15 protein-coding genes are annotated in these 15,363 nt (G+C 72.4%); 4 read left to right on the top strand and 11 right to left on the bottom strand.

Annotated elements, in window-relative coordinates:
* Positions 1-62 precede the first annotated feature (62 nt).
* Positions 63-257, bottom strand: a complete 195-nt coding sequence (locus tag ABZV34_RS17870; protein ID WP_356276918.1) for a DUF3046 domain-containing protein — start codon at positions 255-257, stop codon at positions 63-65.
* An 80-nt stretch (positions 258-337) separates the two neighbouring features.
* On the opposite strand from ABZV34_RS17870, the gene ABZV34_RS17875 reads away from it, so the two are divergent.
* The gene (locus tag ABZV34_RS17875) at positions 338-1,294 is read left to right on the top strand and encodes a hypothetical protein (protein ID WP_356276921.1); all 957 of its coding nucleotides are present in this window, start codon (positions 338-340) and stop codon (positions 1,292-1,294) included.
* 112 nt (positions 1,295-1,406) lie between these two features.
* On the opposite strand, the gene ABZV34_RS17880 is transcribed toward ABZV34_RS17875, so the two are convergent.
* Genes ABZV34_RS17880 through ABZV34_RS17890 form a run of 3 tightly spaced genes read right to left on the bottom strand, consistent with a single transcriptional unit; the run spans position 1,407 to position 3,345 of the window.
* Positions 1,407-1,715, bottom strand: coding sequence for an AzlD domain-containing protein (locus ABZV34_RS17880; RefSeq protein ID WP_356276924.1), 309 nt, complete (start codon positions 1,713-1,715; stop codon positions 1,407-1,409).
* Positions 1,712-2,398, bottom strand: a complete 687-nt coding sequence (locus tag ABZV34_RS17885; protein ID WP_356276977.1) for an AzlC family ABC transporter permease — start codon at positions 2,396-2,398, stop codon at positions 1,712-1,714. The genes ABZV34_RS17880 and ABZV34_RS17885 overlap by 4 nt, the downstream gene beginning before the upstream one ends.
* Positions 2,350-3,345: an AraC family transcriptional regulator gene (locus tag ABZV34_RS17890; RefSeq protein ID WP_356276927.1), complete on the bottom strand. Its 996-nt coding sequence runs from the start codon at positions 3,343-3,345 to the stop codon at positions 2,350-2,352. Before ABZV34_RS17890 ends, ABZV34_RS17885 begins: the two co-directional genes overlap by 49 nt.
* A gap of 158 nt (positions 3,346-3,503) precedes the next feature.
* Between ABZV34_RS17890 and ABZV34_RS17895 the strand changes: the two genes are divergently transcribed.
* The 3 genes from ABZV34_RS17895 (at position 3,504) to ABZV34_RS17905 (ending at position 10,191) form a co-directional block, all read left to right on the top strand.
* Positions 3,504-8,396, top strand: coding sequence for an ATP-dependent helicase (locus ABZV34_RS17895; RefSeq protein WP_356276929.1), 4,893 nt, complete (start codon positions 3,504-3,506; stop codon positions 8,394-8,396).
* 86 nt (positions 8,397-8,482) lie between these two features.
* Positions 8,483-9,397, top strand: coding sequence for a DNA-formamidopyrimidine glycosylase family protein (locus ABZV34_RS17900; protein WP_356276931.1), 915 nt, complete (start codon positions 8,483-8,485; stop codon positions 9,395-9,397).
* A gap of 32 nt (positions 9,398-9,429) precedes the next feature.
* Positions 9,430-10,191 carry an SDR family NAD(P)-dependent oxidoreductase gene (locus ABZV34_RS17905; protein WP_356276934.1) on the top strand — a complete coding sequence of 254 codons (762 nt, stop codon included), beginning with the start codon at positions 9,430-9,432 and terminating at the stop codon, positions 10,189-10,191.
* Here ABZV34_RS17905 and ABZV34_RS17910 read toward each other — a convergent pair.
* The 7 genes from ABZV34_RS17910 to ABZV34_RS17940 form a co-directional block, all read right to left on the bottom strand.
* Positions 10,139-10,426, bottom strand: a complete 288-nt coding sequence (locus ABZV34_RS17910; protein WP_356276937.1) for a hypothetical protein — start codon at positions 10,424-10,426, stop codon at positions 10,139-10,141. The two genes, ABZV34_RS17905 and ABZV34_RS17910, sit on opposite strands and share 53 nt — an antisense overlap.
* Before the next feature lie 112 nt (positions 10,427-10,538).
* Positions 10,539-11,009, bottom strand: coding sequence for a DNA starvation/stationary phase protection protein (locus ABZV34_RS17915; protein WP_356276940.1), 471 nt, complete (start codon positions 11,007-11,009; stop codon positions 10,539-10,541).
* A gap of 185 nt (positions 11,010-11,194) precedes the next feature.
* Positions 11,195-11,572 (bottom strand): helix-turn-helix transcriptional regulator, encoded by a 378-nt coding sequence (locus ABZV34_RS17920; protein WP_148010798.1) that lies wholly within the window; start codon positions 11,570-11,572, stop codon positions 11,195-11,197.
* A 109-nt stretch (positions 11,573-11,681) separates the two neighbouring features.
* Positions 11,682-12,227 (bottom strand): CinA family protein, encoded by a 546-nt coding sequence (locus ABZV34_RS17925; protein WP_356276943.1) that lies wholly within the window; start codon positions 12,225-12,227, stop codon positions 11,682-11,684.
* Entirely contained in the window at positions 12,224-12,937 is a 714-nt protein-coding gene (gene pgsA, locus ABZV34_RS17930) for a CDP-diacylglycerol--glycerol-3-phosphate 3-phosphatidyltransferase (protein WP_356276946.1), read from the bottom strand. Before pgsA ends, ABZV34_RS17925 begins: the two co-directional genes overlap by 4 nt.
* Positions 12,934-14,409: a 30S ribosomal protein S12 methylthiotransferase RimO gene (gene rimO, locus ABZV34_RS17935; RefSeq protein WP_356276949.1), complete on the bottom strand. Its 1,476-nt coding sequence runs from the start codon at positions 14,407-14,409 to the stop codon at positions 12,934-12,936. The genes pgsA and rimO overlap by 4 nt, the downstream gene beginning before the upstream one ends.
* 91 nt (positions 14,410-14,500) lie before the next feature.
* A complete protein-coding gene (locus ABZV34_RS17940) occupies positions 14,501-15,355 on the bottom strand; it encodes a RodZ domain-containing protein (RefSeq protein ID WP_356276952.1) in 855 nt (284 codons plus the stop codon).
* Positions 15,356-15,363: the final 8 nt, after the last annotated feature.

Here is a 15,363-nt window from a genome sequence, read left to right on the forward strand (position 1 = left end):
CGGTGCCGGGCCCCGGACCTTCGTGGCCGGTCGGCGGCTTTCGCCCGGAAGTTCCCGTCCCGTCAGCGGTTTTCGTACGGAACGTTCATGGTCGCGCACACCACGCGCCACACGTCCTTGGCCTCCCAGCCGGCGTCCAGGGCCTCGTGCACCGTCCGGCCGCCGAGCTCCGTCATCACATGATCGCGCGCGAAGCTCTCGGAGTACCCCGCACCGAAGTGCTCCGCCATCCGCTGCCAGAAGACCGTCAACCGCATGACTCCAGTATCCCGCCCCTGAGAGTGGGTCCCGGCCGGGACCCCTTGCCGAGACCGCTTTCCGTCCTACGGTCTGAGGCATGGCCGAATCCGGAGCATCCCCACTCCCCCCGACGCCCCCGGCGCACACCCCGCTCTCACGCGCCGAGCACTTCGTCTGGCTCACGGCGCGCGTACTGGAGCAGCGCCGCTTCGTGTACCACTTCCTGGCCGGCGACGACGGCGGCGGCGCCGACGCGGTCGAGACCGCGCTGGCCGCCTACCGCAACGACGACGAGGGATACGGTCATGCGCTCGAACCCGATCTGCGCGGCCCGGTCAGCCAGCCCCTGCACACGGCGCACGCCCTGCGCGTGCTCGACTCGATCGGGCGCTGCGGCGGACAGCGCGTGGACCGTGTGTGCCGCTATCTGACCTCCGTCTCGACGGCGGACGGCGCGCTGCCCGCGATCCGTCCCAGTCAGCGCGGGTATCCCCACGCCCCCTTCGTGCCGGTCGTCGACGACCCGCCGAGCGAACTGCTGGCCACCGGGCCCGTGGTGGGCCTGCTGCACCGCAACGAGGTGTGGCACGCCTGGCTGTTCCGGGCCACCGATTTCTGCTGGCAGGCGGTGGACTCCCTGGAGAAGTCCCATCCCTACGAGGTCGAGGCGGCCGTGGCCTTCCTGGACTCCGCACCCGACCGCCCGCGCGCGGAGGCCGCCGCCGACCGGCTCGGCCGGCTGGTACGCGAGCAACGGCTCGCCGCGCTGGACCCGGAGCGCCTCGACGCGTTCCCGGTGGCCTCCGGCTACGCGCCGGGCGAGCACCATTTCCCGTACGACTACGCGAGGACTCCGGGTTCACTCGCGCGCGCGTGGTTCACCGACGAGGAGATGGCCCGCTCCCTCGACTTCCTCGCGGACGAGCAGCGGAAGGACGGCGGCTGGCCGGTCCGCTGGCGGACCTGGGCACCGGGCACCGCTCTGGAGTGCCGTCCCATGGTGACGATCGAGGCACTGCGCACCCTGCGGGCCCACGGGCGGGCCATCGGCTGACCCGGGCGCGGGGTCGGTCCGCCGTCCGTCGCGGGCCGGAGGATCCCCACCGTCCGCGTCCGGTGCCGCCGGCCGTCGCCGCCTCCGGTGCCGCCGGTCGTCGCCCGCGCCGTCAGCCGTTCATCGCCCGCACTCCAGCCGTCACGACCACCGCGGCGCCGACCACGAGCAGGAACGGCGCCCGCAGGAGCAGTGCCACGGCGGCCGCGGCGAGTCCGGCGGCCTTCGCGTCCACGACCAGGACGCGCCCGTCGGCGAAGGTCTGCTGCGCCGTCAGCGCGGCCAGCAGGGCGACAGGCAGCAGGGCGGCCAGACGCTTGACGAGCGGACGCTCCAGAACGCCCGCCGGAACGAGCAGCCCGGTGAGTTTGACGACGTAGCAGCCGACGGCGGTCACACCGATCGCGATCCAGATGTTCAACGGTCCTCCCCCGGTGCGTCGTGGCTGGTCCCCGGCCGGCCGTCGGTCGCCGGGCGCCGGCGTCCCTCCACGTAGAGGGCGGCGGGAGCGGCCAGCGCGGCCACCAGCACCGGGACTCCCGCGGGCAGCACGGAGAGCAGACCGAGCCCCAGGAGGACCGCGGCACCGGCGACCACGCGCTCCATGGTGGTCGTCAGCATCGGTGCGAGCAGTGCGAGGAAGACGGCGGGCCCGGCGGCGTCCAGCCCCCACGCGTCGGTGTCCCCGATGGCGTCGGCCCCGACGGCGCCCAGGAGCGTGGTCAGGTTCCACAGGACGTAGAGGGTGAGCCCGGTGACGGTGAAGCCGATCCGGACGCTGCGGCGGGTCGGCTGGGCCAGCGCCACGGCCGTGGTCTCGTCGATCACCCACTGCGCGGCGAACGGACGCACCGCGCGCGGGAGGGCCAGCAACTGCGACAGGCGCAGTCCGTAGAAGGCGTTGCGCACTCCGAGGAAGAAGGCGCCCGCGGCGGCCGTGAGCGGATTGCCGCCGCTCGCGAGAGCGCCCACGAGCGCGAACTGCGAGGCACCGGTGAACACCAGGAGGCTGAGCGCGCAGGTCTGCGGCACCGTGAGTCCGCTGCCGGCCGAGGTCACCCCGAAGGCGAAGCCGGACAGTCCGACGGCGATCCCGACTCCCAGGGCGTCCCGGACGACGGCGGCGTCGGGTCTTCCGCCGTCTTCTTTCCTGTGTGTCGCTGCGTGAGCTGTCTGTTCTGCCACACCCCGGACGGTAGGTACAGCCCCGGCTCGGCGTCTTGTACGTTCTTGCGCTCCCGCTGGTAGGCACCCGGGGGCACGCCCACGATCCGGGTGAAGTGGCGGTTCAGATGGGGCTGGTCGGTGAAACCGACGGTGACGGCCGCGTCCGCGGGCGCGGAACCGGTGTCCAGGAGCCGGCGGGCCCTGCGGACCCGGGCATCGGTGAGCCAGGTGTGCGGCGGCATGCCATAGGTGTCACGGAAGGCGCGCAGCAGGGCGAACGGGCTGGTGCCGAGGTCGGTGGCGAGCCGCTCCAGGGTCGGGGGCTCGGCCATCCGCTCCTCCAGCACGGCACGCGCGCGAGCGGCGACGCGGGAACCGGCGGTGTGCACGGCCCGCTGCGGCAGCGGGCCACCGTTCAGACGGAGCAGCCGGGTCACGGCGACCCTCAGCAGGGTGTCGGCGGCGAGCGCGTTGCCCTCCTCTGCGGCCCGGAGCACCTCGTGGACCAGGCTGACGGCGTACGGGTCGTCGAGCACCGGGCGGGTGAATCCGGGGGTGCCGCGGATCGTGGTGGTCTCGGCCGCGATCTCCGCCATCAGCTCGGCGGACGGGTACACCGCCCCGTACCGCCAGCCCTCGGGAACACCCGCCCGGCCCGTGTGCGGGGTGTCGGGGTTGACGAGCGCGAGGGTGCCCGGGCCCGCGTACTGGTCGGCGCCGCCGTGGTGGAAGACCTCGACGCCGTCGGCGATGGCGGCGATCACGAAGTTCTCGTGGGTGTGCCGCACGAAGACCTTCTCGACGAAGCGGGCGCGCAGCAGGTCGACACCCGGCAGTTCCGCGTACCGCCAGTGCCGTGCCCGCTCCTGCCCCGAACCTGCCATCTCCTCATTCTCCGCGACGGCACGGCCGGACACCGACCACTCGGTCCGCCCCTCGGCCCGTCCCGGTCCGGCCGTCCCCGCCCGGCCGTCCCGGTTTCCCAGCGGCCACATTCGCGCAGGTCAGGGCGGTTGTCAGTGGTGGGGTGCAGGATGGACGCATGGTCAGCTCCACGCACCGGGCCCTCGACGGCTTCTCCCCCGCGACCCGCGGCTGGTTCACGGGGGCGTTCTCCGCGCCCACCGCCGCCCAGGCCGGGGCGTGGAAAGCCATCGGTGAGGGCTCGGACGTGCTGGTGGTCGCCCCGACCGGCTCCGGCAAGACCCTGGCCGCCTTCCTCGCCGCGCTCGACCAGCTCGCCTCGGCACCGCCACCGGCCGACCCCAGGAAGCGCTGCCGGGTGCTGTACGTGTCACCGCTCAAGGCCCTCGCGGTCGACGTGGAGCGGAATCTGCGCAGCCCGCTGACCGGCATCCGCCAGGAGTCGGTGCGCCGGGGGCTTCCCGAGCCCGAGGTGAAGGTCGGCATCCGCTCCGGTGACACCCCGCCCGCCGAGCGCCGCGCGCTGGCCACCCGCCCGCCGGACATCCTGATCACGACTCCCGAGTCGCTGTTCCTGATGCTGACGTCGGCGACACGCGACGCGCTGACGGGCATCGAGACGGTGATCCTGGACGAGGTGCACGCGGTCGCCGGTACGAAGCGCGGAGCCCATCTCGCGCTGACCCTGGAGCGCCTCGACGAGCTGCTGCCCCGGCCGGCACGCCGCATCGGCCTGTCCGCGACGGTCCGTCCGGTCGACGAGGTGGCGCGCTACCTCTCCCCCCGCCGCAAGGTGGAGATCGTCCAGCCGCCCTCCGGCAAGGAGTTCGACCTGTCGGTGGTCGTCCCGGTCGAGGATCTGGGCGAGCTGGGCGGCTCCCCGGTCGCCGACGGCAAGGAGGGCGCGGAGAAGCCCTCGATCTGGCCGCACGTGGAGGAGCGGATCACCGACCTCGTCCAGTCCCACCGCTCCACGATCGTGTTCGCCAACTCCCGCCGCCTGGCCGAGCGCCTCTGCAACCGGCTCAACGAGATCGCGTACGAGCGGGCGACCGGCGAACCCCTGGAGGAGGCGCACGCCCCGGCCCAGCTGATGGGGGGCTCCGGCGCGGCCCAGGGGGCTCCCCCCGTCATCGCCCGCGCCCATCACGGCTCCGTCTCCAAGGAGCAGCGGGCCCTGGTCGAGGAGGACCTGAAAGCGGGGCGCCTGCCCGCCGTGGTCGCCACCTCCAGCCTGGAGCTCGGCATCGACATGGGCGCGGTGGACCTCGTCATCCAGGTCGAGTCCCCGCCGTCCGTCGCCTCCGGCCTCCAGCGCGTGGGCCGGGCGGGCCACCAGGTCGGCGCGGTCTCCACCGGCGTGGTCTTCCCCAAGTACCGCGGCGACCTCGTCCAGGCGGCGGTCGTCACCGAGCGGATGCGCACCGGCTCCATCGAGTCCCTCAGGGTCCCCGCCAACCCCCTGGACGTGCTCGCGCAGCAGCTCGTCGCCATGACCGCCCTCGACACCTGGCAGGTCGACGACCTGCTCGCCACCGTCCGGCGCGCCGCCCCCTTCGCCTCGCTCCCCGAGTCGGCGTTCACCGCCGTGCTCGACATGCTCGCGGGCCGCTATCCCTCCGACGCCTTCGCCGAGCTCCGGCCCCGCGTGGTGTGGGACCGCGTCGCCGGCACGGTCACCGGCCGCCCGGGAGCGCAGCGCCTCGCCGTCACCTCCGGCGGCACCATCCCCGACCGAGGCCTTTTCGGGGTCTTCCTCGCGGGGGCCGACCCCAAGAAGGGCGGCGGCCGGGTCGGCGAGCTCGACGAGGAGATGGTCTACGAGTCCCGCGTCGGCGACGTCTTCACACTCGGCACGAGTTCCTGGCGCATCGAGGACATCACCCGCGACCGCGTCCTCGTCTCGCCCGCCCCCGGTGTCCCGGGCAGGCTCCCCTTCTGGAAGGGCGACCAGCTCGGCCGCCCGCTCGAACTGGGCCGCGCGGTCGGCGCGTTCCTCCGTGAGGTCGGCTCGCTGCCCAAGGACGACGCCCGGCTCCGGCTGCTCGCCGCCGGACTCGACGCCTGGGCCGCCGACAACGTGCTGTCGTACCTCGCCGAACAGCGCGAGGCGTGCGGCCACATCCCGGACGACCGCACGATCGTCGTCGAACGGTTCCGCGACGAGCTGGGTGACTGGCGGGTGGTCGTGCACTCGCCCTTCGGTGCCCAGGTGCACGCCCCCTGGGCCCTCGCGCTCGGCGCCCGGCTCTCCGAGCGCTACGGCATGGACGCCCAGGTCATGCACGCCGACGACGGCATCGTGCTGCGTCTGCCCGACGCCGATCTGATGAGCCTGGACCTGCTCGACCAGGAACCCGCCAGGGCGGGCACGGAGTACGACACCGAACAGGCGCCCGTGGGCGCGTCGGACGTCGCCTTCGACAAGGGCGAGGTCAACCAGATCGTCACCGACCAGGTCGGCGGCTCCGCGCTGTTCGCGGCCCGTTTCCGCGAGTGCGCCGCCCGCGCGCTGCTGCTGCCTCGCCGCAGCCCCGGAAAGCGCACCCCGCTCTGGCAGCAGCGCCAGCGTGCCGCCCAACTACTCCAGGTGGCGAGCGAGTTCGGGTCCTTCCCGATCGTCCTGGAGGCGGTCCGTGAGTGCCTCCAGGACGTTTTCGACGTCCCCGGTCTCACGGAACTGATGGGCGACATCGAGTCCCGCAAGGTGCGCCTCGTCGAAGTCACGACACCCGAGCCCTCCCCCTTCGCCCGCTCACTCCTGTTCGGATACGTCGCCCAGTTCCTGTACGAGGGTGACTCGCCGCTCGCCGAACGCCGGGCGGCCGCGCTGTCGCTGGACTCCCGCCTGCTGGCGGAGCTCCTGGGCCAGGCCGAACTGCGCGAGCTGCTCGACGCCGAGGTGCTGACCGAGCTCGAGCGCGAGCTCCAGTGGCTCACCGAGGACCGGCGCGTCAAGGACTCCGAGGGCGTCGCCGACCTGCTGCGCCTGCTGGGCCCGCTCACCGAGGCCGAGTTGACCGAACGGGGTGCCGAGCGGGAGTGGGCCGGGGAGCTTGCGGCGGCCCGCCGTGCCATCCGGGTCAGGATCGCCGGCGCCGACCACTGGGCGGCCATCGAGGACGCCGGCCGTCTGCGCGACGCGCTGGGCACGGCGCTGCCCGTCGGTGTCCCGGAGGCCTTCACGGAGCCGGTCAAGGATCCGCTCGGCGACCTTCTCGCGCGCTACGCCCGCACCCACGGCCCGTTCACGTCCACCACGGCCGCCGCCCGCTTCGGTCTCGGCACGGCCGTCACGGACGGAGCACTGCAGCGTCTCGCCGCGAACGGACGTGTCGTGCAGGGCGAGTTCCATCCGGCGGGCATCGGGCAGGAGTGGTGCGACGCCGCCGTGCTGCGCAGACTGCGGCGCCGTTCCCTCGCGGCCCTGCGCCATGAACTGGAGCCCGTACCGCCCGCCGCGCTCGCGCAGTTCCTCCCGCAGTGGCAGCACGTCGGCGGTGGGCACGGGCTGCGCGGCATCGACGGACTGGTGCGAGCCCTGGAGCAGTTGCAGGGCGCCTCGGTGCCCGCCTCCGCCCTGGAGAAGCTGGTGCTGCCCTCCCGGGTCTCCGGCTACGCTCCCGCGATGCTCGACGAGCTCACCGCCGCCGGTGAGGTGGTCTGGGCGGGCGCCGGGGCACTGCCCGGCAAGGACGGCTGGGTCTCGCTGTATCTCGCGGACACGGCCCCGCTGCTCCTGCCGCCCCCGCACCCCCTGGAACCGACCGCGCTGCACCAGTCGGTCCTGGACGCCCTCTCCGGGGGCTACGGCCTGTTCTTCCGCCAGATCACCGACCAGGTCCGCGCGACCACGCACCCCGACGCCACCGACCCCCAGCTCGCCGACGCGATCTGGGACCTGGCGTGGTCCGGACGGCTCACGAACGACACGCTCGCACCGATGCGCTCCCTGCTCGGCTCGGGCCGCACCGCCGGCTCCACGGCCCATCGGGCCAAGCGCACGGTTCCGCGCGGGCGTTACGGTTCCCTGACCGGCGCCGCCCGCCCCCAGTCCCGTACCGGCCCCCCGACCGTGGCCGGCCGCTGGTCGCTGCTCCCCGCCCGTGAGGCCGACGCCACCGTGCGCGCCCACGCCCTGGCCCGCACCCTGCTCGACCGGCACGGTGTGGTGACCCGGGGCGCGGTCGCCGCGGAGGGGGTCGAGGGCGGATTCTCCGCCGTGTACCGCATCCTGTCCGCCTTCGAGGACAGTGGCCAGGCGCGCCGCGGCTATGTGGTGGAGGGGCTCGGTGCCGCCCAGTTCGCGATGGACGGCGCGGTCGACCGGCTGCGCGCGGCCGCGAACGCACGGGACCGCGGCGTGGCCCTGACCGGCCTGGACGTCCCGCACGGCGTTTCCGGCCCGAATGGCTTCCAGGCCTCCAGCGGTTTCACCGACCCGGGCGGCTTCCCGGGCGCCGGCGGTTTCGCCGCCTTCCCTGACGGTCCTGGTTTCGCCGACTCCGACGACCACGGCTTCTCGGCCGACGCCGCCTTCCCGACGCCCCCTGCCCACCGTGCGGACGGCTCCATCCACCCCCTGCCCCCGAACCGCACCCGCCCGCACGACCGCCCGACCGTCCAGGCGGTGGTGCTGGCCGCCGCCGACCCCGCGAACGCGTACGGCGCGGCTCTCGCCTGGCCCGAGCCGCCCACCGACGCCGGACACAAGCCCGGACGCAAGGCGGGTTCCCTGGTCGTGCTCGTCGACGGCGAGCTGACCCTCTACATGGAGCGCGGCGGCAAGACGCTGCTGGCCTGGCCCTCCGACCCGGACGGCGCGGTCATGGACGATGCACGTCTGGACGCGGCCGCCGGGGCCCTCGCCGCCGCCGCCCGCGCCGGCTCCCTGGGCACGGTCACGGTGGAGCGGGTGAACGGCGCCTCCGCCCTGACCTCCCCCTTCGGCACCCTTCTGGAAGGAGCCGGCTTCATCGCGACCCCCCGCGGACTGCGCCTGCGCGCCTGACCACCCCAGACCCGCCCCACACCCCCGCACCCACACCCACACCCACACCCGAGCATCCCGCCCACACCCGTGCCACCCTGGAACGCATGCCTGAAGGAGACACCGTCTGGCAGGCCGCGAGACGGCTGCACCTCGCCCTCGCGGGCAAGGTGCTGACCCGCTCCGACCTACGGGTCCCCAGGTTCGCCACCGCCGACCTCACCGGCCGCACCGTCCTGGACGTCACCCCGCGCGGGAAGCACCTCCTCACCCGGATCGAGGGCGGTCTGACCCTCCACTCGCACCTGCGGATGGACGGCTCCTGGAAGGTGTACGCGCCCGGCGGGCGTTGGAGTGGCGGTCCGGCCCACCAGATCCGGGCCATTCTCGGCACCACCGACCGTACGGCCGTCGGGTACCGGCTGCCCGTTCTGGAACTGCTGCGCACCACCGACGAGGACCGGGCCGTCGGCCATCTCGGCCCCGACCTCCTCGGCCCCGACTGGAACCCCGACAGGGCCCTGGCGAACCTCCTCGAGGACCCCGCCCGTTCGCTGGGCGAGGCGCTGCTCGACCAGCGCAACCTCGCCGGAATCGGCAATGTCTACAAAAGCGAACTGTGCTTCCTCCTCGGGGTCACCCCGTGGCTCCCCGTCGGCGAGCTCTCCACAGACCGCGCCCCCCTGCTGCCCGTCCTCGCCAGGAGGCTCCTGGAGGCCAACCGCGACCGTCCGGTCCGCAGCACCACGGGCCGCCCCGACCAGAACCTCTTCGTGTACGGACGCGCGCCCCGCCCCTGTCTGCGCTGCGGTACTCCGATCCGGCGGGCCGACCAGGGCGACGGCTCCCGCGAACGCCCCACGTACTGGTGCCCGGCCTGCCAGCCGGGCCCCACCCCGACATCCGGCCCCACTCCGCCACCCCGTCCCAGCCCGGGACCCGCCCCCGCCCCCGCCCCGGACCCGGCCCGGACGCCGAGCGCCCCCGAACACCGTACGAGGACACCCCGCCCAAGCAATTGACGGGCCGTCAGAAACCCTCGTACCGTCCCTGTATGGCCGTGAAGGCGTACGACCTCACCGGACGCACCGCATTCGTCACGGGCGCCGCCGGCGGCATCGGCCGCGCGTCGGCCGTCCTGCTCGCGGAGGCGGGAGCCACCGTCCACTGCGCGGACCTGGAGCCAGAGGGCCTGCACGAGACGGTCACCCTCATCGAGGCCTCCGGTGGCGCGGCCCACGCGCACACGCTCGACGTCACCGACCGCGAGCGGCTCCGCCAGGCCGTCAGATCGTGCCCGCGCCTCGACGTCATGGCGGCGGTGGCCGGGATCATGCACAGCAGCGAGGTGCTGGAGACCCGGGACGAGGACCTCGACCGGGTTCTGGGGGTCAACTTCAAGGGAGTGCTCCACTCCTGTCAGGAGGCGGCCCTCCTCATGATCGAGCGGAACATCCGCGGCAGCATCGTCACCATGGCGTCGGGCGCCGTGGACACCGGAGGGCGCGGACTGCTCTGTTACGGCGCCGCGAAGGCGGCCGTCGTGCAGTTGACGAAGACGCTGGCGACCGAGATCGGCCCGCACGGCATCCGCGTCAACGCGGTCGCGCCCGGCTGGACACGTACACCGATGACCGACCACCACGGTGAGGCACAGGCGCGCACCGAGGCGGCCATGGCCCGGCTGTCGCCCCTGGGCCGGGTCGGCGAGGCCGAGGACGTCGCCCACGCCGTGCTGTACCTGGCCTGTGACGCCTCGGCGTTCACGACGGGTCAGATCCTCCGCCCGAACGGAGGCGTCGCGATGCCCTGGTAACCCCGCGCCGCCACCGCCCACGTTCCCGGTCCGCCCCCACGCCATCGGCGGCGGCCCCCGCGATGCCCGGCTTCGGCACGCAGTGCACCGGCAGCAGACTCAGTCCCCACCCGCCGGCGACGACCGCTCCTTCGAGCGCACCCGCGCCGGGCACCAGCGCCAGCCGGAGCACCCCCCACCACCACAGCGCACCGAGCACCAGCGCCACCCCCCAGCGCGTTATCCGCCCCGCCATGGTGCTCACCTCCAGCCCGAAGCTAGACCCGCGCCTCATGCGTCGACAGGGCGCACCAACGGCACAGAGGCGCACCCAGGGCACATACGGAGCCGACCGCGCCTGCCTCCTTTCACCCGTTCTCCGCCTGGAACATCCAGTGGTGCTTCTCCAGATCGGCGGTGACCTGGATGAAGATGTCCTGGCTCACCGGATCCGCCTTGCCGGTCGACTCCACCCGCGCCCGCATCCGGGTGATCACGGCGCCCAGCGCGTTGACCAGAGTCCCCACGGCATCGGTGTCCTTGACCCAGCCGTCCGGGGTCCCGCCGATGCCGCTGTCGGAGGCCACGGTCCGGGCTCGCCCGTCGGGCGGGACACCCAGCGTCGAGGCGCGCTCGGCCACGGTGTCGGAGTGCAGCCGCGCGGTGTCCACGACCTCGTCGAGCTGGAGGTGGACGGATCGGAAGCGCGGTCCGACGACGTTCCAGTGGATCTGCTTCGCCACCAGCGAGAGGTCCACCAGGTCGACCAGCGCTCCCTGCAACGCCTCGGACACCGTCTTCAGGTCCGCGTCCGCCAACGGGCTCTTCACGACGTACATCCGATTCCTCCGACTCTCCACGGCTCGATACGTCACAACCCACTAACCATGACATAAACGAACAATTCGGGTCACTCGAAGAAAAACGAAGGCCCCGGCCGAACCTGCTCCAGATCTCCCTGGAACAACCCCGGCCGGGGCCTTCGTGCAAGCGTGCTCAGCTCGCGGGCGTGAACTCGTGAGCGTCAGGCGGCGACGACGTCGACCGCCTCGGCTGGCGCCTTGATGGTGACCCGTTCCGGTGGCACACCGGTGACCGACACGGAATTCAGCATCGGACGGCGTACCGGTGCGGGCACCGGGTCGGTGGCCGCTGCAGACTGTGCCAGCTCGGCGAGAGCGAGCTCGTCGCTCACTTCCCGCATGAGCTCGGACATCCGTACGTCCAGCGCGTCGCAGATGGCGGAGAGCAGCTCGGAGGATGCCTCCTTCTGCCCCCGCTCCACCTCGGAGAGATAGCCGAGTGAGACTCGGGCGGACGAGGAGACTTCGCGCAGAGTACGGCCCTGGCGCTGGCGCTGCCGACGCAGCACGTCACCCAGCAGGCGACGGAGCAGAATCATCGGTGGCTCCCTCCTCGGACCGCGTAGCCGCATCCTTCTCGCCCCACCGTACCGCCTCGCGCCGCGGCCGTGCGGGGAGCGATGTCGTGTTCACTCAGGGCTGCAAACATCAAGTCCCCCCGTTCTGTTCCGTATCCTGTGCCCGCTCATTTCCGGTCTGTTCGCCCGCGAGCTCTCTCAGGAGCAGCGCGAGTACGCTGCGTACACTCTCCATACGGATTTCCGCCCGGTCGCCGTTCAACCGCAGCCGGACCACTTTCCCGCTCCCGACGGCGGGAAACATCGCCTCGGCGGGGCCGTCCACGGCCACGAAGACCGTGCCGACCGGCTGTCCGTCCTGGGGGTCGGGTCCCGCGACACCGGTGGTCGCGATCCCCCAGTCCGCGCCGAGCGCCTTGCGCACTCCGGCCGCCATCTGCGACGCGACCTGCGGATCCACCGCCCCGCGCTCGGCCAGCAGGGTGGCGTCGACGCCCAGCAGCCGGTGCTTGAGCTCGGTGGCGTACGCGGTCACGGAGCCCCGGAAGGCGCGGGAGGCCCCGGGCGTCGCGGTGATCTCCGCCGCCACCAGACCGCCGGTCAGCGACTCGGCCACGGCGAGCGTCTCGCCCCTCACCTTGAGTAGTCGCAGCACCTCGGCGGCCTCCGGACTCACCGCTCCGCCTCCTCGGACGCCGCCTGCCGTGCGGCGATTCCACTCCTGCGCAGCACCATGGCCTGTCTCACATAGTCGAGCCCGGTGACGACGGTCAGGACGACCGCCACGGCCATCACCCAGAACCTCAGGGTGGCCAGGCCGCCCGTCAGCGCGAGGACGTACATGCCGACCGCCGTGCCCTGCGCCAGTGTTTTCAGCTTGCCGCCGCGACTGGCCGGAATGACGCCGTACCGGATCACCACGAAGCGCAGCAGGGTGACGCCGAACTCCCGCCCGAGGATCACGCCCGTCACCCACCACGGAAGATCACCCAGCGAGGACAGACAGATCAGCGCCGAGCCCATGATCGCCTTGTCGGCGATGGGGTCGGCGATCTTCCCGAAGTCCGTGACCAGGTCGTACGTGCGCGCCAGGTGGCCGTCGAAGATGTCGGTGATCATGGCGACGGCGAAGGCCGCCCAGGCCCAGGCACGCCAGACGGGGTCGTATCCACCGTCGGTCAGCATCAGCGCCACGAAGCCGGGCACCAGGACGAGCCGGATCATGGTCAGGATGTTCGCGATGTTCCAGAGGCTGGCCTGGTTGACGGCCGCGGCGCCCAGCTTCCCGCCCCGCGCCGGCTTGGAGTCACCCGGAGCACCGGGAGCGCCCGCCGCGCCGTTCGCGCTGGGGGAGCCGCCCGCCGCGGACGCCGGGACTCCGGTCATCTGCCCGCCTCCTCAGTACCGGGGAGCGAACCCGGAAGCGGCTCGGCCACCAGGTCCACACCTTCCGTACCGACCACCTTGGCCTCGACGATACGGCCGACGGTCAGACCTTCGCCGCTCGTGAACAGGACCTGTCCGTCCGTCTCGGGCGCCTGGTGCGCCGCGCGGCCGTACGCGCCGTCCTCCTCGTCGAGGGACTCGACCAGCACCCGCACGGTCTCGCCGACGCGCTCCTCCGCGCGCTGCGCGACCAGCTCCTCGGCCAGCCGGGACACCCGCGCGAGGCGCTCTGCGACGACGTCCTCGTGCAGCTTGTGGTCGTAGGTCGCCGCTTCCGTGCCCTCCTCGTCGGAGTACCCGAAGACACCGATCGCGTCGAGACGCGCATGGGTGAGGAACCGCTCGAGTTCCGCGAGGTCGGCCTCGCTCTCCCCGGGGAAGCCCACGATGAAGTTGGACCGCACGCCGGCCTGCGGGGCCTTGGAGCGGATCGTGTCGAGCAGCTCCAGGAAGCGGTCGGTGTCGCCGAAGCGGCGCATCGAGCGCAGTACGTCGGGCGCGGAGTGCTGGAAGGAGAGGTCGAAGTAGGGCGCGATGTTCGGTGTCGAGGTCAGGACGTCGATGAGCCCGGGACGCATCTCGGCGGGCTGCAGATAGCTGACCCGCACCCGCTCGATGCCGTCGATCTCGGCCAGCTCGGGCAGCATCGTCTCCAGCAGGCGGATGTCGCCGAGGTCCTTGCCGTACGAGGTGTTGTTCTCGGAGACCAGCATGACCTCCTTGACGCCCTGCTCGGCCAGCCAGCGGGTCTCGTTCAGTACGTCGCTGGGGCGCCGGGAGATGAAGGAGCCGCGGAAGGACGGGATGGCGCAGAAGGAGCAGCGCCGGTCGCAGCCGGAGGCGAGCTTCACCGAGGCGACCGGCGAGCCGTCCAGGCGGCGGCGCAGCGGTGCGCGGGGGCCGGACACCGGGGCCACGCCCTCCGGCAGGTCCGAGGGGGCGCCGTGGCCGGGAAGCGCCACTTCCTCGCCGGCGCTCTGGCGCTCGGCCGGGCTGATCGGCAGCAGCTTGCGCCGGTCGCGGGGGGTGTGCGAGGCGTGGATCCCGCCGTTCAGGATGGTCTGGAGGCGGTCGGAGATGTCCGCGTAGTCGTCGAAGCCGAGCACGCCGTCGGCCTCGGGCAGGGCCTGGGCGAGCTCCTTGCCGTATCGCTCGGCCATGCAGCCCACGGCCACGACGGCCTGGGTTCTGCCCCGGCCCTTGAGGTCATTGGCTTCGAGGAGGGCGTCGACGGAGTCCTTCTTGGCGGCCTCGACGAAGCCACAGGTGTTGACGACGGCGACATCCGCTTGCTCGGCGTCCTCCACGAGTTGCCAGCCGTCCGCCTCCAAGCGGCCTGCGAGCTCCTCCGAGTCCACCTCGTTACGGGCGCAGCCAAGGGTGACGAGTGCGACGGTACGGCGTTCAGGCATGGGCTCAAGACTACTTTGTCTCACTGACAGCCCACGTCGACGGGGTTGGCCGATCTTGGCCAACCCCGTCCCCGCCTGTGCCTTGGGCCCGTTATCCGACGACGGGGTCACCCTTGGTGTAGGTCAGTCGCTCGACCTGTCCCGACTGGAACTGGTCGTCGATCTTCTTGCCGTTCACATAGAGCTGGATCGCGCCCGCGTCGCCGAGGACGAGGTCGATCTTCGTCTTGTCCTGGAAGGTCTGGGACTCGCCCTGCTTGAGCAGGCCGTCGAAGAGGAGCCGGCCGTTGTGGTCCTTGGCGGAGATCCAGCTGCGCCCGTCCGGGGCGCTCACCTGCACGGTCACCTTGTCCTGCGGGGCGGCCGCGATGGCGCTGTCGGAAGGATCGGGCTTCGGGTCGGCGGGCTTACTGATCTTGGGGCTGGCCGAGACGGGCGACTTGCCGGTGGTGGGCGTGGAACCCTCGGCGACGTTCGACTTCGCGCCGTCGCCCGAGCCGCCCTTGATCGCGGTGAAGCCGACGAAGCCGATCACGGCGACGATCGCCGCGACCATGGCCGCGGTCCAGTTCGGCCCGCGACGCTCCGGACGGATACGTTCCGCCTCGAAGAGCGGGGCGGCCGGGGTCGGCGCGGGACGTCCGCCGTGTTCGGCGTCGTAGCGTGCCAGCAGAGGGACCGGATCGAGCTGTACGGCGCGGGCCAGGGTCCGGATGTGACCGCGTGCGTAGACGTCACCACCACAGGGGCTGAAGTCGTCCTGTTCGATCGCGTGCACGATGGCGATACGGACCCGGGTCGCGTTGCTGACATCGTCGACGGTCAGTCCTGCCTCGATGCGGGCCTGCTGCAGGGCACGGCCGACCGAGGGACCTTCTTCGTGGTGCTCTTCGAACGGGCGCTCGTCTTCGGGGATGTTGCCGTCAGGGGAGTTGCCGATGGACACGGGGGCGC

The sequence above is a fragment of the Streptomyces sp. NPDC005195 genome (assembly GCF_040608315.1).
Classification (GTDB): Bacteria; Actinomycetota; Actinomycetes; order Streptomycetales; family Streptomycetaceae; genus Streptomyces; species Streptomyces kaempferi.